Annotated in this window: 19 protein-coding genes; 7 read left to right on the top strand and 12 right to left on the bottom strand. The window is 61.2% G+C overall.

Features of this window, described 5'->3' with window-relative positions; all coding sequences use genetic code 11:
* Positions 1-22 precede the first annotated feature (22 nt).
* The 5 genes from Tam10B_RS01490 (at position 23) to Tam10B_RS01470 (ending at position 4,799) form a co-directional block, all read left to right on the top strand.
* Entirely contained in the window at positions 23-1,042 is a 1,020-nt protein-coding gene (locus tag Tam10B_RS01490) for an ABC transporter ATP-binding protein (RefSeq protein WP_093959509.1), read from the top strand.
* Positions 1,039-1,878, top strand: coding sequence for an ABC transporter permease (locus Tam10B_RS01485; RefSeq protein WP_093959508.1), 840 nt, complete (start codon positions 1,039-1,041; stop codon positions 1,876-1,878). Before Tam10B_RS01490 ends, Tam10B_RS01485 begins: the two co-directional genes overlap by 4 nt.
* A 71-nt stretch (positions 1,879-1,949) precedes the next feature.
* Positions 1,950-2,687, top strand: coding sequence for an ABC transporter permease (locus Tam10B_RS01480; protein ID WP_233133531.1), 738 nt, complete (start codon positions 1,950-1,952; stop codon positions 2,685-2,687).
* Between the two features lie 106 nt (positions 2,688-2,793).
* Positions 2,794-4,104, top strand: coding sequence for an ATP-binding protein (locus tag Tam10B_RS01475; RefSeq protein WP_158214090.1), 1,311 nt, complete (start codon positions 2,794-2,796; stop codon positions 4,102-4,104).
* Positions 4,101-4,799 (top strand): response regulator, encoded by a 699-nt coding sequence (locus Tam10B_RS01470; RefSeq protein WP_093959506.1) that lies wholly within the window; start codon positions 4,101-4,103, stop codon positions 4,797-4,799. The genes Tam10B_RS01475 and Tam10B_RS01470 overlap by 4 nt, the downstream gene beginning before the upstream one ends.
* Before the next feature lie 28 nt (positions 4,800-4,827).
* Here the strand turns inward: Tam10B_RS01470 and Tam10B_RS01465 are convergent, their stop codons facing one another.
* The 11 genes from Tam10B_RS01465 to uvrA form a co-directional block, all read right to left on the bottom strand.
* Complete coding sequence (locus Tam10B_RS01465; protein WP_158214089.1) at positions 4,828-5,439, bottom strand: pyridoxal phosphate-dependent aminotransferase; 612 nt, start codon at positions 5,437-5,439, stop codon at positions 4,828-4,830.
* Positions 5,440-5,555: 116 nt separating this feature from the next.
* The gene (locus Tam10B_RS01460) at positions 5,556-7,151 is read right to left on the bottom strand and encodes an aminotransferase class I/II-fold pyridoxal phosphate-dependent enzyme (protein WP_093959504.1); all 1,596 of its coding nucleotides are present in this window, start codon (positions 7,149-7,151) and stop codon (positions 5,556-5,558) included.
* Between the two features lie 392 nt (positions 7,152-7,543).
* Complete coding sequence (locus Tam10B_RS01455) at positions 7,544-8,380, bottom strand: HAD family hydrolase (RefSeq protein WP_093959503.1); 837 nt, start codon at positions 8,378-8,380, stop codon at positions 7,544-7,546.
* A 126-nt stretch (positions 8,381-8,506) separates the two neighbouring features.
* Complete coding sequence (gene secG / locus Tam10B_RS01450) at positions 8,507-8,755, bottom strand: preprotein translocase subunit SecG (protein WP_093959502.1); 249 nt, start codon at positions 8,753-8,755, stop codon at positions 8,507-8,509.
* A gap of 104 nt (positions 8,756-8,859) precedes the next feature.
* Positions 8,860-9,660, bottom strand: coding sequence for a triose-phosphate isomerase (gene tpiA / locus Tam10B_RS01445; RefSeq protein ID WP_093959501.1), 801 nt, complete (start codon positions 9,658-9,660; stop codon positions 8,860-8,862).
* Positions 9,661-9,838: 178 nt separating this feature from the next.
* Complete coding sequence (locus Tam10B_RS01440) at positions 9,839-11,047, bottom strand: phosphoglycerate kinase (RefSeq protein ID WP_093959500.1); 1,209 nt, start codon at positions 11,045-11,047, stop codon at positions 9,839-9,841.
* Positions 11,048-11,311: 264 nt separating this feature from the next.
* The gene (gene whiA / locus Tam10B_RS01435; protein ID WP_093959499.1) at positions 11,312-12,274 is read right to left on the bottom strand and encodes a DNA-binding protein WhiA; all 963 of its coding nucleotides are present in this window, start codon (positions 12,272-12,274) and stop codon (positions 11,312-11,314) included.
* A gap of 203 nt (positions 12,275-12,477) precedes the next feature.
* A complete protein-coding gene (rapZ, locus tag Tam10B_RS01430; protein ID WP_093959498.1) occupies positions 12,478-13,386 on the bottom strand; it encodes an RNase adapter RapZ in 909 nt (302 codons plus the stop codon).
* Complete coding sequence (locus Tam10B_RS01425) at positions 13,386-14,279, bottom strand: shikimate dehydrogenase (protein ID WP_093959497.1); 894 nt, start codon at positions 14,277-14,279, stop codon at positions 13,386-13,388. Before Tam10B_RS01425 ends, rapZ begins: the two co-directional genes overlap by 1 nt.
* Positions 14,280-14,361: 82 nt before the next feature.
* Complete coding sequence (uvrC, locus tag Tam10B_RS01420) at positions 14,362-16,704, bottom strand: excinuclease ABC subunit UvrC (RefSeq protein ID WP_233133530.1); 2,343 nt, start codon at positions 16,702-16,704, stop codon at positions 14,362-14,364.
* A gap of 2 nt (positions 16,705-16,706) precedes the next feature.
* On the bottom strand, positions 16,707-19,679 hold the full coding sequence (uvrA, locus tag Tam10B_RS01415) for an excinuclease ABC subunit UvrA (RefSeq protein ID WP_093959496.1): 2,973 nt from the start codon (positions 19,677-19,679) through the stop codon (positions 16,707-16,709).
* A 292-nt stretch (positions 19,680-19,971) separates the two neighbouring features.
* Here uvrA and Tam10B_RS01410 point away from each other — a divergent pair, with 292 nt between their 5' ends.
* Positions 19,972-22,371: a carbon starvation CstA family protein gene (locus tag Tam10B_RS01410; RefSeq protein ID WP_093959495.1), complete on the top strand. Its 2,400-nt coding sequence runs from the start codon at positions 19,972-19,974 to the stop codon at positions 22,369-22,371.
* Between the two features lie 111 nt (positions 22,372-22,482).
* Entirely contained in the window at positions 22,483-22,674 is a 192-nt protein-coding gene (locus Tam10B_RS01405; protein ID WP_198947496.1) for a YbdD/YjiX family protein, read from the top strand.
* Between the two features lie 16 nt (positions 22,675-22,690).
* Here Tam10B_RS01405 and Tam10B_RS01400 read toward each other — a convergent pair whose 3' ends face one another.
* Positions 22,691-23,059, bottom strand: a complete 369-nt coding sequence (locus Tam10B_RS01400) for a metallopeptidase family protein (protein WP_093959493.1) — start codon at positions 23,057-23,059, stop codon at positions 22,691-22,693.
* Positions 23,060-23,077: the final 18 nt, after the last annotated feature.

The following is a 23,077-nucleotide window of genomic DNA, read 5'->3' as shown; positions in this document are numbered from 1 at the left end:
TCAATGATTCAAGGAGCGTGACATGAGCATGCGGTACACGGCCCGTTCGGGCAATCCCGCAATGGATGCGGTGACCACCCGAGGATTGGTCAAGCGATACGGAGACTTTACGGCAGTGAACGGGCTGAATCTCAACGTACCGGCGGGCGGCGTCTACGGGCTGCTCGGACCAAATGGTGCCGGCAAATCCACCACAATGAAACTGCTGCTGGGACTCGTCTCCCCCACATCCGGCGATATGTGGATGCTGGGTCGGAAACTCGGAGGGCATCACCGGATTCAGCCCGGTTTGGTCGGATCCATGATCGAAGGCCCAAGCTTCTATCCGGGACTGTCGGGCCTGGATAACTGCCGTATGGTGGCCGACTACCTGAACCTGCCACGGTCCGTCGCCCCGTCGATTTTGAAGCAGGTTGGCCTTGCCGGTCATGAGGACAAGAAGGCGAAGGACTATTCGCTGGGCATGAAGCAACGTCTCGGCATTGCGATGGCCCTGATCTCCGATCCCGAGCTGCTGTTGCTGGACGAGCCGACGAACGGTCTGGACGCCGAGGCCGTGGTCGAGGTGCGCGAGATGATCATGGGTCTCAGCCGGCAGCGGGGCATCGCGGTGATTATCAGTTCGCACATTCTGTCCGAGATCGAAAAGATGGCGTCGGTCGTAGGCATTATCGCGTCCGGGCATCTGCTGTACCAGGGATCGCTTGACGCGTTGCGAGAAGAGGGGCATATCGATCTGCGCGTTTCGGATGCAAGACGGGCGGCGGCAATACTGGCTGCGAACAACATCGATCCACAGTTGGTGTCAGATGCAAACGGTGCCGTACTACGTCTCCCGGAATTGCCCGATGACCGTGTGGGTGGGATCATCGCGCGACTCGTTGAACGGAATATTCTGATCTACCGGGTCGCTTCGGAACGCAAGACCCTGGAACAGGCGTTCCTTGAACTCATTGAAGGCCCGCAGTATCACGAGGATCGGCAATCCAAGCCATCGACACGGCGCAAAGCGTTTTCCTCGAAGGACGGAGGTGTGCGATGAACGGCGTGTTCTCTGCCGTCACTGCTCCGAATCGCACACGGCGACCGCGCACGAAAGGCAATGATCCCTTCACGCTGGCACGTCTGGAGTTATTGAAGGTGCGGGGATCGTCCTTCTGGTGGATGTGGTTCGGCATGATCGCGCTGGTGTCGGCATGGGTGGGGATGGCGCTTATGAAGCGAGCCGGCAATCCGAATCCTGCCCTGCGGTCGATCGTGCTGGCCGACGGCGAGATCTACCAGATCGTCAGTCTCCTGGCGCCGATTCTTGCCGCATTGCTGACCAGTCGTATCGCCGTATTGGAGACTATGGAACGCATGAATCTGAAGTGGCTGTCGTTCGGCCAGTCCGATGCGGCGCGCTTCGTTGGCAAGCTCATCGTCTCCGGCACGGCCGTGGGTCTCTGTTTTCTCATCCCGTTGCTGTGGGTACCGCTGGCGGCCAACGGCCTTGGCTTTACCATGGATAGTTCACTCGTTGAATTATTGTGGGCGCCGTCTCTGATCGGATTTCTGTCTGCGCTGGCAACGGCTGCGGTTCACCTGATGCTCTCGATGGTGATCGACCGGCAGGCCGTCGGTCTGGGATTGGGGGTGATCGCCGGCATACTGGCCTCCGGACTGGAGGCGGTGAACCTCCCCTATCTGGGCTGGGCGTTCCCGGCCGGACTGAGCTCAGCCGCAGATCCGTTCGTCAGATCCATAGGCTCGGACGGTGGCGCAACGATGCTGCTTGCTGACCGTCCATGGATGCTCGTGGTCGCCGCGCTGCTTGCGGCCCTTGGATGGACGCTGATTTCGGTGGTGGTTGTCAGGATGAAGGAGTCGAACCGATGACGCGTGTAACCGTAACCGATTCGAATCGCATGATATCCGGAAATCATATAATGCTGCGTCACCGGACTTCGTTGGCGGCCGCATTCCGATGGGAGATGCGCAAGGCCGGCAATCTGTGGTATTGGATTACGACCGCTCTGTTCGATGCGATAGGCATGTTCAACGGGTGGAGCCAATACGCTGACTATCAGGATGAGTTCGTCAGACAGAACGTGACATGGACAGCGATCTGGGGACAGGCGATCCTCCTGCCATCCATGGTGTTCATGCCGATGCTGGTGGCCGCGTTCGCCGCGCAGATTGAATCCAATGAGCATCACGGCCGCAACTGGCAGCGACTCAACGCCGTCGGCACTGTGGACGTGGCTGTTGCCGGCAAGATGCTGCATGGATGCATGGTCTCGTTCCTTACGGTGCTCGTGTTCGAAGTCGAGTTCATCCTCGTCGGACGGTTCGTTATGGGCTTTGACCTTGCGCAGTCGGGGCCGTTCCTGCTACGTAGTATTCCACTGACCTTGTCGGTGTGGGCGATCGTGACCATGACCCAGGTCGTGAGCGTGAAGACCGAATCGTTTGCCGGAACGATGAGCGTAATGATGATTCTGACCATTGGCGGCTGCGTCCTGAGTCTGGCAGCCCCGGCCATCGCCCAGCTGTATCCGCTTGCCCTGATCACCAGTGCGTCCGCTGTCCGAGACCTTGCCGGCATTGCGGACCCTGGATCGATGATCGTGTCCACGGCTGCCTCCGGCACCTGGATTCTTATCGGCGCCGTGGTCTTTCGCCGACTGGCTCGGCGCGCCATATAAGAGCGTACGCCCCCTACGCTCTGCGGACGTCGCCGATATGAGCCTTGTCCGCCGAACGCAGGCGGTACGCTACTGTGTGGGACACGACGATTCAAGAAGGAGGGACGTGAAGAGCATAATCCCAGCCGTATCGCATCTGGCAGATTTTTGGAGGCGCAGTGCTGCCGCAGGAATGATCGTGCCGGCGGCATGCCTGTGCTACGACGTGATGATGATCACTCGTCTGGTATTCGTCGGGCAGGAGGCCGACCCTGTGGCATGGCGGCTCGTCCGTCACGAATGGGGCGCAGCCGTGCTGATCGCGCTGTGCCTTGTCTCGGTGATCGCGCTCGTGTTCCGCCGGCATGTCCCCTTCATCTCGCTGTGCGTCACCTGCATGGTCGCGGTGGCGGGAATGATGGCGGGTATTCGTCCATATGTGATGCTGCCGATGTTCTTCGCACTGTACGTCTGCGTGGCGATCACGGATATCTCCCGTATGATCGGCGGCATTATCGTGACGATCGCCGCCATGCTCATGGGTTCGGCAGTCGAATGGAATGATGCCGGCGTTGGGATCGCCGCGCTGCTGCCAATGATCTTGATCGTGGCACTGGTTGTCATCCTGGGACTATGGTCATACACGGCTCGTCAGAAACGCAACGGAATGGCGGCGATCGCCAGAGAGCACGCCTATGCGACCGAGCTCCAGCGACAGCGTGATCTGGAACGTCGCCGCTCCGACATCGCGGCGGAACTGCACGACAGTGTGGGACATAATCTCACGTCGATCATCGCGCTGACCGAAGGACTGCATGTGGCGTTGGAGGATTCCGACGATGGCGATCTCCGCGAGGCGATCGAATCGGTTGATGTGCTCGCCCGCGAGGCATTGAGCCAGACTCGGCACGCCGTACGCGCACTGGACCGACTGGCGGATCCGGCTGGAATTTCATCCGTCGAATCCGGGGAGGCCGCAGCGATCGAACACCCGTCATGGAACGACATCCGTCCCGTGCTCGATCACGCGCGTGCCGTTGGAATCGCCACGGCGTTGACCGAGACCGGAGCACGGTCGACGGACCCCGATCAGGCGGATCTGTGCTTCCGCATCAGCCGGGAGGCGGTGACGAACGCCCTGCGTCACGGAGGGGAATGCCTCACGCGCATCATCGTGTCATGGGACCACCATCAGGATGGTTCGATGGATATCATGGTGCGCAATGACGGACACGGAGAGCCTGATGGCGAACATTCCGGAGCTGACGGTTCGGGAAGTGGCCTTGCACGTCTCCGTGCACGTGTCGAGGCAGTGGGCGGGGTCTTCACAGCTGGTCCTGCGGAGTCCGGCGACGGGTGGGTGCTCGCCGCGCATCTGCCCGCCGGCACGGGAGACGCTACGGACGATGCGGCGAATCATAGGGAGGATGGACGATGATTCCGGTGATGCTGATCGACGATCAGAGACCCACGCGACTGGGATTCTCCATGATGCTGCGTGCGGATCCCTCCATTCGTGTCGTGGCGCAGGCCGGCGACGGACAGGAGGCGCTGAACGAACTTGACGCCATGCATCGGGAAGAGAGGCCTCTCCCCCGCGTGGCACTGATGGATGTGCGCATGCCGGCCATGGATGGCATTGATGCCACGGCGGAGATTGCAAAACGGTATCCCGACGTGAAGGTCATCATTCTGACCACGTACGATCAGGATTCCTACGCGTTCGGCGGGCTCGCGGCCGGAGCCAGCGGATTTCTGCTCAAGGACGTGCGAGCCAACGACCTGTGCAAGGCGATCCACGCCGTGGCCGCCGGGGACGCCATCCTGACTCCACGGGTGACCCGGGAGGTACTTGCGCAGGGACTGGGATCAACCCGCCGCGCGACGCGGCAGGCGGAATTGCAGGGCGCATTCTCGTCATTGACCCCTCGAGAGCTGGACGTTGCCGGACTGGTGGCCGATGGTCTGAACAATGCCGAGATTGCCGAACGTCTCGGGATCCAGCCCGACTCGGTGAAGAAGACCATTACCAGGATCCTGGACAAGCTTGGTCTCCGAGACCGTCTGCAGATCGCCGTCGCTTGGTACAAGGCCGATATGGATCACGATTCCGACGGCCTGGCATGGGAATAGACGGACGTCCATAGGAGCATCAGAGGCGTCACAGACTTTCCAGCCATGCGCGCATGCGGCGCAGTCCCTCGGCGGTGGCCTGTGCCGTGCCCACGTACGACATTCGTACGAATCCCCTGCCGCGTGAGCCGAATCCCAATGCCGGAGTGACCACGACCTTGCCCTCGTGCAACAGCCGTACGGCGAACGTCTTCGAGAACGAATCCACGACAATGGTTCGCTCCTTCATTCCCGGCATCGACGCGATGGACAGGCAGCGGACGTCATCGTCGTAGACGAATGCTCGGTACACCTCATCGCTGATCACCCACAGATCATGACTGACTGCCACTTCGGCGATGGCGGCAAGTTCATCGGGATCGATGATCGCGCCGGTGGGATTCGACGGGGAATTGAGCAGCAGCACCTTGGTGCGGGGCGTGATCGCCGCCTCGACATCCGCCGCGCGCATACGGAACCCGTTGGCTGCGGACAACGGGACCGGCACCACGTTTGCGTGGACCATGCGCACCTGTCCGAAGTAGTTCGCGTAGCCGGGATCCGGGATGAGGATGTCGTCGCCGATGTCCAGCGTGGCGATCAATGCCAGATAGATCGCCTCCATGCCGCCGGCATGACAACCCCCTGCCAGTTCATTCATATGACAATCGCAAGGGCATTGTACACACGACGATGTTGCCGGGATTCGCATCGTTCCGCATCGGCGAGAGCGACGTGACGACAGAACCTTCGCCGATGCGATTTACCGTCACATTCCTACTGCCTGTAGTAGCTGAGGAAGTCGGTGAGCTTTGCAGTGGCGTCCTTGAGGACCTCGATGCGGGGCAGGTAGACGATGCGGAAGTGGTCCGGCTCGTGCCAGTTGAAGCCGCCGCCGCGGGTAATCAGAATGCGCTCGTCGTGCAGCAGGTCGAGTGCGAACTGCTCGTCGTCGCTGATGTTGAACTTCTTCACATCGAGCTTCGGGAAGATGTAGAACGCCGCCTTCGGCTTGACCGCAGTCACGCCGGGAATCGAGTTCAGCGCATTGTAGATGTATTCGCGCTGCTCGTAGATTCGACCACCGGGCACGATGTAGTCGTTGACGCTCTGATGGCCGCCCAGTGCGGTCTGGACGATCGACTGTGCGGGAACGTTCGAGCAGATGCGCATGTTCGTGAGCATGTTGATGCCCTCGATGTAGTCCTTCGCCACGTTCTTGTTGCCGCTCAGCACCATCCAGCCCACGCGGTAGCCGGCGATCATGTGGGATTTCGACAGGCCGGAGAATGTCACGCAGAACAGGTCCGGTGCCAGCGATGCGATGGAGGTGTGCTGCAGGCCGTCCATGACCAGACGGTCGTAGATCTCGTCGGAGAAGATCATGAGCTGGTGCTCGCGGGCGAGATCGACGATCTGCTGGAGCACTTCCTTCGGGTAGAGTGCGCCGGTGGGGTTGTTCGGGTTGATGACGACGATCGCCTTGGTCTTGTCCGTGATCTTGGAACGCATGTCGTCGATATCCGGATACCACTCGGACTGCTCGTCGCATAGGTAGTGCACGGCGGTACCGCCGGCCAGATTGACGCAGGCGGTCCACAGCGGATAGTCGGGGCTGGGGATGAGCACTTCATCGCCATTGTCGAGCAGCGCGGACATCGAAAGGTTGATCAGCTCGCTGACGCCGTTGCCGGTGTAGATGTCGTCGATGCTCACGTTCGGCAGGTTCTTCAGCTGTGAGTACTGCATGATGGCCTTGCGCGCGGAGAACAGGCCCTTGGATGCCGAGTATCCTTCACAGTCCGGCAGCTGGTGGGCCATGTCGTAGATCACCTCGTCCGGGGTGCGGAATCCGAACGGCGCGGGGTTGCCGATGTTCAGCTTGAGCACATGCGTGCCGGTGGCCTCCATTCGGGCCGCCTCGTCGACCACCGGGCCTCGCACGTCATAGAGCACATTGTCGAGTTTGGTGGATTTAGTGAAGCGTCGCATGGGTCGTCCTTCCGGGATCGTGGTGGATGGTGTGGTGTGGAGCGTAGGGAGAGTCTGGGTGGGAGCACTGGATGCGGCACTCGCCACTGTCGGTTCATCTGAGACTGATGATTGTGCCGCTTGTCCGGTGACGTCGGATGAGTCGGTGCGCTCCATGGGGACATCGTCACCGTGGAGCCATTGATCATTGACGTTCAATGTGGCGGCCAGGAATCGTAGGGTGTCGACTCGGGGAACGGTCTTGCCGCTGACGTATTGGCTGATGTGGCTCTTACCGAGTTTCAGCCCTTGCTTTTGTGCGGCGCGTACCACGTCGATCTGTTTCATATGACGTAGAGACATGGCGGAGTTCAACCGCTTGGCGAACGTTTCCCGACTCATACCGCTCCTCAGAAGTTCAAATTACCGGAATCTGGTTCAAAGACTAGCACGGGCTGGATGAAGGAAACGCCTAAGTTCGAAATATGGACGTCTGCAAACGTAGTCATATGAAAGACGCGGTTCAAAATAAGATTTACATGAGGTGTAAAGAGACTGAAAACTCTGAAAAGAACGAATGACAACGTTTGTAGCAATAAGCAAATGCAAGGCCTGGGTTCGTTGCTATGAAAAAGTGATGGTGAAAGCGTGTGTAAATTGAACTTTTGGATGAGTATACTGCTTATGCAATAGCGACGATTGCGGTTGAATGGGCTCCCCGATCATGCCGTGTGTCATGTACGCGTGACGACGCTTTTCGGGGAAAGCCCGATACCACATGACGTAGCGATAACTTAGTTCAATTTACTTTCGATCCATTGCGCGACGCCGTCCTCGTTGTTGGATGGGCAGATCTCGTCGGCGATGTTCAATACCTGAGGTACGGCGTTGGCAACGGCCACTCCCCTGCCGGCGCGCTGCAGCATGGTGATGTCGATGAGATCGTCTCCGAACGTGGCGGTCGAGTTCAATGGAATCTCGAACTTGGCGCACAGCAGGTCCAGCGCATGGCTCTTGTTGGCCAACGGGTTCATGAGCATCCACATCACACCCTCGCTGATGCTGACATCGAAGTCCGGGGGAATCAGCGTGCGCAGGCGATCCCACTGTTCCGGTTGCGGCAGAATGATGATCTTGTCGGCGGTACCCTCAGGCACGTCGGTGAAGTCGGTGTACCGGAACGTCTGCGTCTTCCAGAGCTCACGCACATCGAAGTTCGTGTATCGGATGTCGTTCATCACGATGCCGATACGGATGCCGGGGAACTCCTCCAACAGAAAACGGCAGACTTCGCATGCTCGCCGTGAGGAGAAGCCAAGTCGGAGCAGATGCCCATCGTCGGGAATGACTCCCGTGGTGAGCATGTCGTAATCGGACCGACTCGGATCCATGTCGATGAGTGCTCCATTGAGATATGCGCAGGCGTCGACGGGAAGACGATCAACGAGTTCAAGAGCGGTACTGACCGGTCTGGCGGTCGCCACTGCGAACCGCACTCCCCTATCGTGCATGCGGTTGATCGCATCGATGGTTCGCTGCGTGATGAATCGTCCTTCGAAGGTATCGGAATCGTGAAGCAGAGTGCCGTCGAGGTCGGCGACGATCAGACGAGGGGTTTCGCGGTCGATCATGGAATCGGATTCTCCTTATGGCAAACGGATGGACGTTTTCGTGAGCGTTTGGAAACGTGAGGGCAAGCGAAAACGACAAGGCCCGCGGCAATATCAGCCACGGGCCTTGGAATGATAAGAATGGAATCAGGCGAGACCGTACTTGGCCATGAGTCCCAGTGCGATGATGATGGCCACCCAGATCAGTGCGACGATGACGGTGAGACGGTTCAGGTTTTTCTCTGCCACACCGGAGGTGCCGGCGTTCGCGGTCAGGCCGCCACCGAACATGTCGGACAGGCCGCCGCCCTTGCCCTTGTGCATAAGGATCAGCAGGGTCAGCAGAATGCTGGCCAGCACGACGATGATTTCAAGAACGATCTTGACAATGGCCACGATTACCTCCGAATTACGACTCTTAGCAAGGATACCCCACATATGGGATAAATGCCGATGTTTTATGGGAAAAATCCTATGGAACGGTTTCGGCGCGACAAATGTCAGCGACGGTTACGTGCCGCCTTGGCTGTCAGGCGGGCGATCGTCGCGAATTCGTCGGCGTCGAGTGACGCTCCGCCAACAAGGAATCCATCGATGTCGCGTCCCTCCTGCATGAGCTGGGTCGCGTTCGAGGCATTCACGGATCCGCCGTAGAGAATACGGACCTTGTCGGCCACCGTGTTGCCGTATACCTCTCCAAGATGAGAACGAATGGCGGCCGCGGCCTGCTGCGCGGACTCGGGGGTGGCGACCATGCCGGTGCCGATGGCCCAGACGGGTTCGTAGGCGATGAGCATGCGTTCCGCTTCCTTGTCGGAAAGATCACGGATCACATCCTGCACCTGTCCGACGGCGAATTCGAGCTCGATGCCCTGTCGTCGTTCCTCAAAGCTTTCTCCCACGCAGAGGATGGGACGCATGCCGGCTGCGAGAACCGCACGTACCTGATCGACGATGTTCGCATCATCCTCGGGATGGTACTTGCGCCGTTCGGAATGGCCGACCAGCACGTAGCTGCATCCGAGTCGGGCGAGCATGTCGGCCGAGACGTCTCCGGTGAACGCCCCCTGATTGGTGACCGACACGGCTTGGGCGCCGTAGGTGAGTTTGAGCCGATCGGCGTCGATGAGCACCTGCACGCTGCGGATGGAGGTGAACGGCGGCATGAGCGTCACCTCGCAGCGTTTGAAGTCGAAGTTGGCGTCGCGAAGTGTCCATGCCAGTTTCTGAACGAAATACGTGGCCTCAAGATGATCGAAGTTCATCTTCCAGTTGCCGGCCACCACCGGTGTGCGTGCCATGGATACTCCTTGTTATTTGTACGGAAGCGATGCCTGATCGAAAAGAACGGGAGGGATCGCGTCGATGGAATGATGCGGGATTGGTTGTCGTATCGGCCTGTTGACATGCAGACTCCCCGGCAGTCCGATACGTACGGTTGACGCATCGGACTGCCGGGGAGTCAGCAGAAAGGCGAAACTACTCGAGAACGCTCAGGCCCGGCAGTTCCTTGCCTTCGAGGAACTCGAGGGAGGCGCCGCCACCGGTGGAGATGTGCGAGAAGCCATCCTCCGGGAAGCCGAGGTTACGCACGGCGGCTGCGGAATCGCCACCGCCGACGATGGTGAACGCACCCGCGTGGGTGGCGTCGACCAGAGCTTCGGCCACGGCCTTGGTGCCTTCAGCGAAGGTCGGGATCTCGAACACGCCCATCGGGCCGTTCCACACGACGGTCTTGGAATCGACGATCTTGTCGTGGAACAGCTTGCGGGTCTCCGGACCGATGTCCAGGCCCTCTTCGTCGGACGGGATGGCGTCGGCCTTGACGACCTTGGGGTCGATCACGGCGTCATCGCCGGCCGGGAAGCCGGGGTTCACGACGATGTCGATCGGCAGCAGGAGCTCGACGCCGTTCTTCTTGGCGGTCTCCATGTAGCCCTTGACGGTTTCGATGTTGCTCTCGTCGAGCAGGGAGTTGCCGACCTCGTAGCCGAGGGCCTTGAGGAAGGTGTAGGCCATGCCGCCGCCGATGATGAGGCGGTCGACCTTGCCCAGAAGGTTGGAGATGACGCCGAGCTTGTCGGCGACCTTGGCGCCGCCGAGGACGGCGGTCAGCGGACGATCCGGGTTCTCGGTGGCCTTGGACAGTGCGGTGACTTCCTTTTCGACCAGCAGACCGGCGGCTGCCGGCAGGTCGGCGGCAACGTCGTAGTTGGAACCCTGAGCGCGGTGCACCACGCCGAAGCCATCGGAGACGAAGACGTCGCCCAGAGCGGCGATCTTCTTGGCGTACGGGGCACGCACCTCGGGATCCTTGCTGGTCTCCTCCGGGTTGAAGCGAACGTTCTCCAGCAGCACCACGTCGCCGTCCTTCATGGCGGCGACCTTGGCCTGGGCGTCCTCACCGTAGGTGTCCTTGGCCAGCGGCACGGTGATGCCCAGCAGCTCGCCGAGGCGGACGGCCACGGGGGCGAGGCTCAGCTCGGGGACGACCTTGCCCTTCGGACGGCCGAGGTGGGCCATCAGAATGACCTTGGCACCCTGCTCGCGCAGGTTCTTGATGGTCGGCAGGGCTGCCTTGATACGGCCATCGTCGGTAATGGTCGTGCCATCAAGCGGAACGTTGAAATCAGCACGCACCAGAACGCGCTTGCCCTGAAGATTTCCTAGATCCTTGAGAGTTTTCATTGATATCCTTTCCTGCTGCGGCGCGGACAAAACAAAATCCGCATGTGCTGCGCCATTAAGGAATCTTACCGTGCCAGCGGGAAAAAACCTATTAACCCGGCTCATGATGTCGCGCATCCTTGGATTTCGGGAGTGGCGCGGAAGAATGGGTGAACGGAAAGCGGGTTCCGCTCGGACGATGCCGAGTGGAACCCGCCTGATTGGCCATGACGATTACATGGCGTCGCGTCTACTGATGCATGTGCTGCATGGGGAGGATCGTGGTCACTCCTGTTCGGCCGCCGCTGCCGCCGCGCGCTGCTTCTCCACCTTGTTGGCGAGCTGCAGAAGTCGACGGATTCGGCCGGCGATCGCATCCTTGGTCACGGGCGGATCCGCGAGGCGTCCGAGCTCTTCGAGGCTGGCGTCACGGTGATCGAGACGGAGCTGTCCGGCGGCGCGCAGGTTTTCGGGAACGTCGTCGCCCAGGATCTTGAACGCCTTCTGCACCTTCTCGCTGGCCTCCACGGCGGCCTTGGCGCTGCGGCGCATGTTCGCATCGTCGAAGTTCGCCAGACGGTTCGCCTTGCCTCGGTATTCGCCGTCGTTGCGCTTGCCGCTCCATTCACGGGCCGTGCGGGTGGCTCCCATCAGGGTGAGCATGCGTTCGATCACGTCGGGATCGCGCAGCGTCACGCGTTCGGAGCTGCGCACCTGACGGGCCTTGGCGGTGATGCCAAGACGTCGTGCCGCACCGACCAGGGCCAGTGCGGCCTCCGAACCCGGGCAGACGATTTCAAGATAGCTGGCCTTGCCGGGGTCGGACAGTTCGCCATGGGCGAGGAAGGCACCACGCCATGCGGCCTTGATCTGCGCGATGTTGCCGGAGACGATCTCCGCGGGCAGGCCGCGAACCGGACGCTTGCGACGGTCGAGCAGACCGGACTGCAGGGCCAGAGCGCCGCCGGCCTTGAGCACGCGCACCGAATAGCGTTCGACGGTGCCGGTGGGGGTCTTGCGCGCCACCTTGATCAGATCGGCCTCGTGTCCGTAGACCTCCTGAATGGTGCGCTGAAGCCACTGGGCTGCATCCAGTGAATCAAACTGACTTTCGACGACAATGTGGCGTTGGATGAGGTGCAAGCCGCCTCCGAAACGGATCATCGCAGCCGCTTGCGCCTTCTTGGCGGCAGGCAGTTCGTCGTCGATTGCGGCCAGTTCGCTTTTGACTTCATCAACCAGAGCCAAGAGCTAACCTCCTTTAAATTGTACAGCTTCAATGGGGGTGTCGATCGAGTATCGCCGTTCGGGCTGTCGTATGCACCGATCTTCTGTGTTACAGAATCAGGTGGACAAAAACGGTGTTCATACCGCTCCCCATCCAAAGGTTTTCAGGATGTGAGATAACGGGGTGAATCCGACCCGGCGGAACCGGGTCGGGGGGATCGGGGTCAGTGGTGCTTCTTCAGCTCGCGCGCCGAAACGGTGACGTTGAGTCCCTTGGCACTCAGACGCTTCGCCAATGCGCGGCTCATGGCCACGGAGCGGTGCTGGCCGCCGGTGCATCCGATGGCGATGGTCACGAAGTGTTTGTCCTCGCGCGAGTATCCGGCGATGGCGGTGAGAATAGCGTCCGTGTACGAGTCGAGGAACTTCATGGCACCGTCGCTGGAGAGCACATAATCGCTCACCGCCTTGTCGTTGCCGGTGAGCTCCCGCAGCTGGGGAACCCAGAACGGGTTGGGCAGGAATCGCACGTCGGCGACGAAGTCAGCATCCAGCGGAATGCCGTACTTGAAGCCGAAGCTGAAGATATGGACGGCCACGGTCTGCGGCCCCTTGCCGAGCAGAGCATCGTAGAGCTTGGTAGACAGCTGATGGATGCTCAGCGTGGAGGTGTCGATGACGATGTCGGCGCGCTCCTTGAGATTCTCCAGCAGTGCGCGCTCCTCTTCGATGCCGTCGATCAGACGGCGCCCGTGCTGCAGAGGATGGGGGCGCCGTACGGACTCGTATCGTTGGATGAGCACATCGTCGGCCGCGTCCAGGAACAGGATGCGGCACTTGACGCCCAGATCGTCCAGATGACTGAGCACCTGGGCCAGATCGTCGAAGTAGGATCGAGAACGTACATCGATGACCGCGGCGAGCTTGTGAACCTTCGAACCCGACGAGGTCATCATGTCGACGAGCGGGACCAACAGGTTCGGCGGCAGATTGTCTACCACGTACCATCCCATGTCCTCCACGCTGTCCGCCGCGCGGGAGCGGCCTGCGCCGGACATACCGGTGATCAGCAGCACCTCGAACGAATCGGCGGGCTGCGGACGTTCTTCCTCGTTCATTTCGGTACCGGTCATTACAGCACTTCCTCCAATGCGTGACGGATGGTCGAATCAAGATTGGTCGGCAGGGCATCGAAATCGGTGCCGGTCATGTAGGCGATCTGCGGGATGGCCTGATACAGCAGCATCTCCTCGCCGCCGAGCGCAATGCCGCCAAGACGGCGCCATGCGCTCATCAACGCGGTGGGGCGCGGATCATAGACGACGTCGAGCAGTGTGCCGCGCACGCTGCCGGAACGCAGCGAAGACAGTCCGGCCGCAGTGGAGTCCGCGGCATGTGACGGCAACGTGCTGACGACGATCTGTTCGCCTCCGACGATCTCCGGAATCTGACTGAGCGCGATCACGTCAACACTCATGCCGAACGTCTGCGCCAACGGAGCCAAGGCGTGCGCCTTGTCCGGGTGCCGGGCGGCGATGGTCACATGCTGGATCTGCAGTGTGGAGAACGCGGCGATGGCGGATGTCGCGGTCGAACCGCTGCCGATGACCAGACCCTTGCCGCGAATGTCATCGGGCACGACTCCCCTGCTGTGCCTCATCGCATTGGTGATGGCGAGATTGATGCCCGCCACGTCGGTGTTGTACAGCTTGATGTCGGGGCCGCTCGCCTCGGGACGCCATTGGAAGATGGCCGTATTCGCCACACCGAGCTTCTCTGCCCAGCGATTGCTTGGCTCGCCCATCGGCATGATCGCCTTCTTCAACGGCATGGTCAGACTCAGGCCGCTCCACCGGGGATCCAGCTCGCCGATGAAATCCCCCAGCGTATGCTCGTCCACCTCATGGCTGTCATAGAACCAGCCGTCCAGACCCATCGCCCTGTAGGCGGTGTTGTGGATAAGCGGGGACAGGGAATGTGATATGGGCTTGCCCAACACGGCTGCGCGGTGCCTGATTTCTGTCATCGAATGCTCCTTGCTCTCTGGGTCTCATGCTAGCCCATGGAACCGATTATCCATGGACGATTGTAAATGCGCCGACATGACGTCATGATGACGCGCGTTCATGCCCCTCGGCGTGCAGGGCGTCGTATATGGCCTGAGCCTTCTTCGCACCGATGCCGGGAACCTCCATCAGCTCTTCGATGGACGCGCCGCGCATCGTCTTGACCGATCCGAACCGTTGCAGCAGTTTCTTCTGATGACTTAATCCGATGCCGGGAATCGCATCCAACGCCGAACGCAGTCCGCCTTTCGTACGCGCCTCACGATGATAGGTGATGGCGAACCGGTGGGACTCGTCACGCACCCGCTGCAGCAGATACATGCCCTCCGACTGACGCTTGAGGATGATCGGATAATCGTCATCCGGCACCCAGACCTCCTCCAGACGCTTCGCCAAGCCACACAGCGCCACATCATTCACGCCGCAGTCCGCCATGGCTCGGGCTGCGGCCTCCACCTGCGGCTGCCCGCCATCGACCACGATGAGATTCGGCTTGTACGCGAAATGCCGACGATCCGTGTTCTGCTGCACGACCGCATCCGACGACGAGACCGACGTGGAATCCGCATCGCCACTGAGACCATGCGAGCCCGCATCCATGGCGACGCGACGCTCGTTATCCATGCTCTCCCCGGAATCCCCGGCGATGTTGCCGTGACGGAACCGACGAGTCAGCGTCTCGTACAGTGCCGTAGTGTCATCCACCGCGCCCCTGCCGTCCTTGCCACGGATGGCGAACCGACGATACTCGGACTTCTTGGCAATACCGTCCTCAAATACCACCATTGACGCGACCTGATAGATGCCGCCGACCGTGTTCGAGATGTCATAGCATTCGATACGCAACGGAGCCCGCTGCAACCCCAGCGCACGGGCCACATCATTCATGGCCTCGGTACGGGTGCCCACATCCTTGATCCGACTCATCTTGCTGCGCTGCAATGACTGCTTCGCATTCGCCGTCGCACGATCCATCAACTCCTTTTTCTCGCCGCGCGCCGCAACGCGAATGGTAACCGCGGAACCACGAAGACCGGTAAGCCAACGTTCCAGATCCTCACGGCGGGACGGCTCGACCGGTACGATGACCTCACGGGGCACCGGCGCGATCGGCGCCAGAAGATCGGCCCGGCCGGTTACCTCCTGACGGGAATTACGCGAACGCGTGGCCTGGGCGCGAGCCGACGCATCCACGGCGGTCACACTCTGCGTGGAACCGATCGCATCACGACTGCGCGACACCGACACGGCGCCAGCCGGCGCGGCACCATCCATGCCGGCCGGGGACTCCCCCGTCACATCGGCATACACCTGCGTGACCAGATCGGCAATCAGATCGGCGTCATCCACATCCTCCACACGTTCCACACTCCAGCTTCGCTCGCCTCGAATGGCGCCGGAACGTACGAAAAACGCGTGCACGCTGGCTTCAAGCTCGTCCGCGTCATAACCGAATACATCCGCATCCACGTCCGAATCGAATGCCACCGCATTACGCTGCAGCACCGTGTTCAGCACCGCGATCTCGTCACGAAGCCGAGCGGCCCGTTCGAACTCCAGCTCGGCGCTCGCCGCCTTCATCTCCGAGGTGAGTTGGGCGACGTATGATCTGCCGAGCCGCCCGGTCATGACGCCGACGAGGCGCTCGCACATGAGCCGGTGCTCTCCGGCGTCGATGCGCGCCACGCATGGGGCTGAACATTTGCCGATCGACGCGAGCAGACAAGGACGGTTCGTCAGACGGGCCTTGCGGAATGCGCTGTCCGTACAGGTGCGCACCGGGAAGCTCTTGAGCAGCAGGTCAAGCGACTGCCGTACCTCCCACACCTTTGCATACGGGCCGAAGTATCGAGTACCGCGACGATTGCGACTGCGCGTGATCCATACGCGGGGATATTCGTCGTTGATCGACAGTGCCAGATACGGGTAGGTCTTGTCGTCGCGGAACACCACGTTGAATCTTGGATCGAACTCCTTGATCCACGTGTATTCGAGTGTCAGAGCCTCGATCTCGGTGCCCACCACGGTCCATTCGAGACTGCGGGCGGTGAGCACCATCGTCTGGGTGCGCGGATGCAGCTGGTACAGCGGCTGGAAGTAGTTCGTCAGACGGTTGCGAAGGTTCTTCGCCTTGCCGACATAGATCACTCGCCCTTCACCGTCGCGCCACTTGTAGACGCCCGGCTGAGCGGGGATGTCTCCGGTCTTCGGCCGGAACAGATCACGGGAGTCTCCGAGCAGCGGCGCCCCGTTGATGTTGACCGCGGAGCCGGGCGTCGTCTCACCGGATTCGCCCATGGCCGCGTCCTCCTGTTCCCGTTGCAGTCGTTCGGCGGTCTTGCGCCATGTGCCGGGTGCGTGCCGTTCGATCATTCCCGATGGCATGGTCACCTCGCCGGCGTAGAGGACGCAAACGCCGGCAGCATCGGCCTGAGGAACCGTCCGGTCCACGATTCCTCGCACTGCGCCACCTGTTCCGGCGTGCCCTGCGCGACGATGGTGCCACCGCCGTCGCCGCCTTCGGGGCCGAGATCGATGATCCAGTCGGCCGACTTGACCACGTCGAGGTTGTGCTCGATCACGATGACCGTGTTGCCCTTGTCGACCAGACTCTGCAGAACGCCGAGCAGCTTGCGCACGTCCTCGAAGTGCAGACCGGTGGTCGGTTCATCGAGAATGTAGATGGTCTTGCCGTCCGAACGCTTCTGCAGTTCGGTGGCGAGTTTGACGCGCTGCGATTCACCGCCGGACAGCGTGGGCGCAGGCTGACCGAGTCGAATGTAGCCGAGGCCGACATCCACCAGCGTGTCGAGGTATCGGGAGATGGACGGGTATGCCCGGAAGAAGTCGGCGGCCTCCTCGATGGGCATGTTCAGCACGTCGGCCACGCTCTTGCCGTTGTACTTCACCTCCAGGGTCTCGCGGTTGTAGCGCTGGCCATGGCAGACCTCGCAGTCCACGTACACGTCGGGCAGGAAGTTCATCTCGATCTTGAGCGTGCCGTCGCCATGGCATGCCTCGCAGCGGCCGCCCTTCACGTTGAATGAGAACCGTCCTGGTCCGTAGCCTCGCACCTGTGCCTCGGGGGTCTTGGCGAACAGCTGGCGGATCTTGTCCCATACGCCGGTGTAGGTGGCCGGATTGGATCGCGGGGTGCGGCCGATGGGGTTCTGGTCCACATGGATGACCTTGCGCAGCTGGTCGACTCCTTCGACCCGCGTGTGCTTTCCGGGCACGATGCGGGCGCCGTTGAGCCGGTCGGCAAGCACCGGGTAGAGGATCGTGTTGACCAGTGTGGACTTGCCCGAGCCGGATACGCCGGTCACGCAGGTGAACACTCCCAGAGGGAAGTCCACCCTGAGATTCTTGAGGTTGTTCTCGCGGGCACCCGTCACGGTGATGCAGCGGGTCTTGCGCACCTTGCGTCGCTGTTCGGGAACGTCGATGGAGCGACGCCCGGCGATGTAGTCGCCGGTGATGGATCGCGTGGCATCGACCAGATGACCTGCCGGACCGGAGTAGACGACCTCGCCGCCGTGCTCGCCCGCCCCGGGGCCGATGTCGACGAGCCAGTCGGCCTCCTCGATGGTCTCCTGATCGTGTTCGACCACGATCAGCGTGTTGCCGAGATCACGCAGGTGATGCAGCGTCTCGATCAGGCGCTCGTTGTCGCGCTGGTGCAATCCGATGGACGGCTCGTCGAGCACGTACATCACGCCCACCAGTCCGGAGCCGATCTGCGTGGCCAGTCGAATGCGCTGAGCCTCACCGCCGGACAGGGTCGCCGCCGCGCGTGACAGGGTCAGGTAGTCGAGACCGACGTCGTTGAGGAAGCCGAGTCGTGCACGGATCTCCTTGAGCACCTCTCCGGCGATCATGGCGGCCGAGCCGGTGAGCTTCAGTCCGTTCACCCATGCCAGGGCTTTGCGCACGGGCATGTCGCACACATCGAAGATGGACTTGCCGTCCACGGTCACGGCCAGCACCTCGGGCTTGAGTCGTTTGCCGCCGCATTCCTGGCAGGGCACCTCGCGCATGTACGACTCGTAGTACTGCTTCATGGCGTCCGAATCGGTCTCGTCGTGGCGGCGCATCAGGGTGCGCACCACGCCCTCGAATCCGGTGGAATACTCGCGCAGGCGTCCCCAGCGGTTGCGGTACGACACCTTCACCTTGAAATCGTGCCCGTACATGATCGCCTGTCGGATGTCCTTCGGCAGATCCTTCCACGGGGTGTCCATGGAGAATCCAAGATCCTCGGCGAGGCCTTCCAACACGTGTCCGTAGTACTGCGAGGTGGTCTTGGTGTTCGACCACGGTTCGATCACGCCTTCGGCCAGCGACTTGTCCGGGTCGGAGATGACCAGCTCCGGGTCGATCTCGAGCTTGAATCCGAGTCCGGTGCACACCGGGCAGGCGCCGTACGGTGCGTTGAACGAGAACGTTCGCGGTTCGATCTCATCGAGTTCCAGCTGGTGTCCGTTCGGGCAGCTGCGCTTTTCGGAGAACGGCTGCCTGCGTTCGGGACTGTGCTCGTCCACATCCACGAAGTCGGCGATCACCACGCCGTTCGCGAGCTTCAATGCGGTCTCCACGGAGTCGGTGAGCCGCTGCCGGATGCCGTCCTTGACCACGAGACGGTCCACCACCACCTCGATGGTGTGCTTCTTCTGCTTGGTGAGCTTGATATCGTCCGACAGCTGCGTCATCGTGCCGTCGATGAGCGCGCGGGCGTATCCGTCGGATCGCAGCAGTTCGATCGTCTCCACGAATTCGCCCTTGCGACCCTTGACCACCGGGGCAAGGATCTGGAATCGGGTACGCTCGGGCCTGGCCATGAGCGTGTCAACGATCTGCTGGGGCGTCTGCGCGGTGACGAGCTCGCCGCATTCTGGGCAGTGCGGGATGCCGGTTCGGGCGAACAGCAGACGCAGGTAGTCGTACACCTCGGTGATGGTGCCGACGGTCGAACGCGGATTGCGGTTCGTGGTCTTCTGATCGATGGACACGGCCGGGCTCAGACCTTCGATGAAGTCCACATCGGGCTTGTCCATCTGTCCGAGGAACTGACGGGCGTAGGCGGACAACGATTCAACGTAGCGGCGCTGGCCTTCGGCAAACAGGGTGTCGAACGCCATCGATGACTTTCCGGAGCCGGACAGGCCGGTGAATACAACCATTTTGTTGCGCGGAAACGCTAGATCCACGTTCTTCAGGTTGTGTTCGCGCGCACCCTGAACCACGATCTTGCGGTCGTTGGGCACGGCCGACAGGTCCGCGATCAGGGATCCCTCCGCCTCCTTGCCGTCGTGAAGCCATGTGATGGAGTCGGTGGTTCCTGCGTTCGAGCGTGTCGCCATTCCTGTGCCTCGCTGTCCTCATGCCCCCGTCGGAGTCCTCTCCGTTCGGGTTCTCCGTGCCGTGATATTTCCGGACTCAAGGATAGCGCAGTTCGCCCATCGTTTCGAACGACTGTTCGATATCGGCGAAGGTGTCCAAAATCTGGTCCAATATGCGGGCAATATTTCGGGATGCGACCTTTTTGATGCCATGTAGATGAATTTTCCCTAAATGACGTTGACAATCACTTTCCTCCAACGTACCTTTACAAACCAGAAGTGCAGAGTCGCGCTTCTGTAAGGAGAAGGGGCCATGAGCAAAGTGGCTGCAAAGGAAGGGATCCCCTCCTACACCGAGGAGGAAGAATCCCGAATCATCAGAAACAAGCAGGGCGTTCCGGTTGGGGTGGAACCCGATTACAAATGGACACCGAAGAAGGTGGCTATCTGGGTGGCCATCACCGCGCTGGGCGTACTCGCGTGGCTGATGATCGCCGTGATCCGAGGCGAGGAGGTGAACACGCTGTGGTTCGTCATCGCTGCGGTGTGCACCTACGCGATTGCCTACCGGTTTTACGCGCTCTACATCCAGCAGAAGATCATGAAGCCGGACGACCGCAACGCGACGCCGGCTGAGCGCATCAACAACGGCAAGGACTTCGATCCGACCAACCGCGTGGTGCTCTACGGACACCACTTCGCCGCCATCGCCGGCGCCGGACCTCTGGTCGGTCCGATCCTGGCCGCCCAGATGGGCTACCTGCCGGGTACGATCTGGATCATCGTCGGCGTGTGTCTTGCCGGCGCCGTTCAGGACATGCTCGTCCTGTTCTTCTCGATGCGCCGCGGCGGTCGCTCCCTCGGTCAGATGGCCAAGGACGAGATCGGCAAGATCGGCGGCTCCGTCGCCACGATCATCGTGTTCGTGATGCTCATGATCGTGCTCGCCGTGCTCGCCATGATCTGCGTGAACGCTCTGGCCGCCTCCCCGTGGGGCGTGTTCTCCGTCGGCTGCACCATCCCGATCGCCATCTGCATGGGTCTGTGGCTGCGCTATGTGCAGCCCGGCAAGATCACCGAGGTGTCCATCGTCGGATTCGCCGTGCTGATCTTCGTGATCATCGCCGGCCGCTGGGTGTCCGAATCCTCGTTCGGCCAGTACCTGCACCTGTCGCCCACCGCGCTGGTGTGGTGCATGGTGATCTACGGCTTCTTCGCCGCCATCCTTCCTGTGTGGCTGCTGCTCACGCCTCGTGACTACCTGTCCACGTTCATGAAGGTCGGCACGATCTGCATCCTCGCCCTCGGCATCGTCATCGTGCGTCCGATCGTGGAGATGCCGGCCGTCACCGCATTCGCCACCAACACCGAAGGCCCGGTGTTCGCCGGCGCCATCTTCCCGTTCCTGTTCATCACCATCGCCTGCGGCGCCCTGTCCGGCATGCACGCCATGGTCTCCTCCGGCACCACGCCGAAGATGATCCAGAAGGAGAGCCAGGTGCGCATGATCGGCTACGCCGGCATGCTCATGGAGTCCTTCGTGGCCGTGATGGCCATCGTGGCCGCCATCTCCCTCAACCAGGGCATCTACTTCGGCATGAACACGTCCGAGGCCACCAGTGAGAACCTTGCCGGCACCGCCGTGGTGCAGACCGCCAAGGACAAGGAAGACATCATGGCCGCCGCCGTGCAGAACCTCGGCGTCACCGACGTGCACGGCAACAAGATCCACGCCGAATGGGACTCCTGGGACGAGAACGGCAACGACAAGGTCTACAAGGACGCCGACGCCTACCGCCAGCTGGCCAAGGACGTGGGCGAGCCCTCCGTCGTCTCCCGTACCGGTGGCGCGCCGACCCTGGCCGTCGGCATGGCGCACATCCTGCACCAGATCGGTGGCGGACGTACGATGATGGGCTTCTGGTACCACTTCGCCATCATGTTCGAGGCGCTGTTCATCCTGTCCGCGGTCGACGCGGTGACCCGAGTGGCCCGCTTCCAGCTGTCCGACGCATTGGGCAACATCTGGCCCAAGTTCAAGGATCCGTCATGGCGCATCGGTGCATGGTCCTGCACGGCCGTCGTGGTCGCCGCATGGGGTTCGCTGCTGCTGATGGGCGTGACCGATCCGCGAGGCGGCATACAGACGCTCTATCCGTTGTTCGGTATCGCCAACCAGCTGATAGCCGCCGTGGCACTGCTCGTGGTGACCGTGATGGTGGTGCGCAAGGGCTATGTCAAGTACGTGTGGATTCCGGTGATCCCGCTGGTGTTCGACACCGCCGTCACCTTCGTGGCTTCGTGGCAGAAGATCTTCTCCACGGATTCCGCCGTCGGCTACTGGCAGCAGTGGCGTGACGCCAACGCGAAGCTCGCCACCCTCACCGATCCCGCCCAGATCGAGATCGAGAAGGCGATCGTGCGCAACACGTTCATTCAGGGCACGCTCTCCGTGGTGTTCCTCGTGACCGTGGCGTTCGTGATGGTGTGCGGTCTGGTGCGCATCGTGCAGACCGTCCGCACCAAGGACACCGCCACCAGTGAGGATCCGTTCGTCGAGTCGAACTTCTTCGCCCCGGTGACGATGATCCCGTCCAAGCTCGACCGCAAGCTCGTCAAGGAGTACGCGATCGTCGGCGACCCGGAGCTCATCCCCGGTCTCAGCCGCGAGCAGCGCGACGAACTGGAGGGCAAGGTCAAGCAGCCGGCGTGATGAACGCCCGGACATGACCCGATTCCAATGATTCATTGTGGCCGTCGGAATGGCATCAGCCGTTTCGGCGGCCACAATGGTTTCGGTTTTCGAAGGAGACTAACGATGAACATGGCAGCCATTCGCACCACATGGCATGAGTTTCGCGCGTTCTGGCGTGATCTTACCGGCGAGAACGCCTATGATCGGTACGTCGAACGGCATTGGCGCAATCATCCCGACCACGAACCGATGAGCGAACGCGAATTCTGGCGCGCACGCGACGACTTCAACGAGACCCACCAGTCCACCGGCTGCTGCTAGTCGATCGATATCTGATTTAGTATCCGTGGGCATGCAGGTAGTCGTCGTCGAAGCCGAAGTAGTGGCCGATCTCGTGCATCACGGTTTTGCGTATCTGTATGACGAGTTCCTCGTGCGTGGCGCAGATGCGCTCATGCGGCCCTTTGAAGATCGTGATGACGTCCGGCATCACTCCCCCGTATCCGTTCGTCCGCTGCGGCAGTGGAATCCCCTCATATAATCCCAGCAATTCACTGCATGCATCATCCATGGTGGCGATTTCGCGTTCGTTCGGCTCGTCGTCCATGGCGATGCCGATGTTGTTCAGCGCCCGATGGAAGCGCGCCGGGATCGATTGCAATGCCTCTTCGATGGCCTTCTCGAAATCCTCGTCGCTGATGCGCATCGGCGCCCCTTCCGTCAT

Origin of the sequence: Bifidobacterium vansinderenii, from assembly GCF_002234915.1 — a bacterium.
GTDB lineage: Bacteria > Actinomycetota > Actinomycetes > Actinomycetales > Bifidobacteriaceae > Galliscardovia > Galliscardovia vansinderenii.
This window is presented reverse-complemented; position numbering and strand designations above follow the sequence as displayed.

Coding starts and splice junctions, on each gene's coding strand:
- Tam10B_RS01490 (WP_093959509.1), top strand. CDS start 23: ATGAGCATGCGGTACACGGCCCGTTCGGGCAATCCCGCAATGGATGCG.
- Tam10B_RS01485 (WP_093959508.1), top strand. CDS start 1,039: ATGAACGGCGTGTTCTCTGCCGTCACTGCTCCGAATCGCACACGGCGA.
- Tam10B_RS01470 (WP_093959506.1), top strand. CDS start 4,101: ATGATTCCGGTGATGCTGATCGACGATCAGAGACCCACGCGACTGGGA.
- Tam10B_RS01465 (WP_158214089.1), bottom strand. CDS start 5,439: ATGAATGAACTGGCAGGGGGTTGTCATGCCGGCGGCATGGAGGCGATC.
- Tam10B_RS01460 (WP_093959504.1), bottom strand. CDS start 7,151: ATGAGTCGGGAAACGTTCGCCAAGCGGTTGAACTCCGCCATGTCTCTA.
- Tam10B_RS01455 (WP_093959503.1), bottom strand. CDS start 8,380: ATGATCGACCGCGAAACCCCTCGTCTGATCGTCGCCGACCTCGACGGC.
- tpiA (WP_093959501.1), bottom strand. CDS start 9,660: ATGGCACGCACACCGGTGGTGGCCGGCAACTGGAAGATGAACTTCGAT.
- Tam10B_RS01440 (WP_093959500.1), bottom strand. CDS start 11,047: ATGAAAACTCTCAAGGATCTAGGAAATCTTCAGGGCAAGCGCGTTCTG.
- rapZ (WP_093959498.1), bottom strand. CDS start 13,386: ATGACCGGTACCGAAATGAACGAGGAAGAACGTCCGCAGCCCGCCGAT.
- Tam10B_RS01425 (WP_093959497.1), bottom strand. CDS start 14,279: ATGACAGAAATCAGGCACCGCGCAGCCGTGTTGGGCAAGCCCATATCA.
- uvrC (WP_233133530.1), bottom strand. CDS start 16,704: ATGCCATCGGGAATGATCGAACGGCACGCACCCGGCACATGGCGCAAG.
- uvrA (WP_093959496.1), bottom strand. CDS start 19,679: ATGGCGACACGCTCGAACGCAGGAACCACCGACTCCATCACATGGCTT.
- Tam10B_RS01410 (WP_093959495.1), top strand. CDS start 19,972: ATGAGCAAAGTGGCTGCAAAGGAAGGGATCCCCTCCTACACCGAGGAG.
- Tam10B_RS01405 (WP_198947496.1), top strand. CDS start 22,483: ATGGCAGCCATTCGCACCACATGGCATGAGTTTCGCGCGTTCTGGCGT.
- Tam10B_RS01400 (WP_093959493.1), bottom strand. CDS start 23,059: ATGCGCATCAGCGACGAGGATTTCGAGAAGGCCATCGAAGAGGCATTG.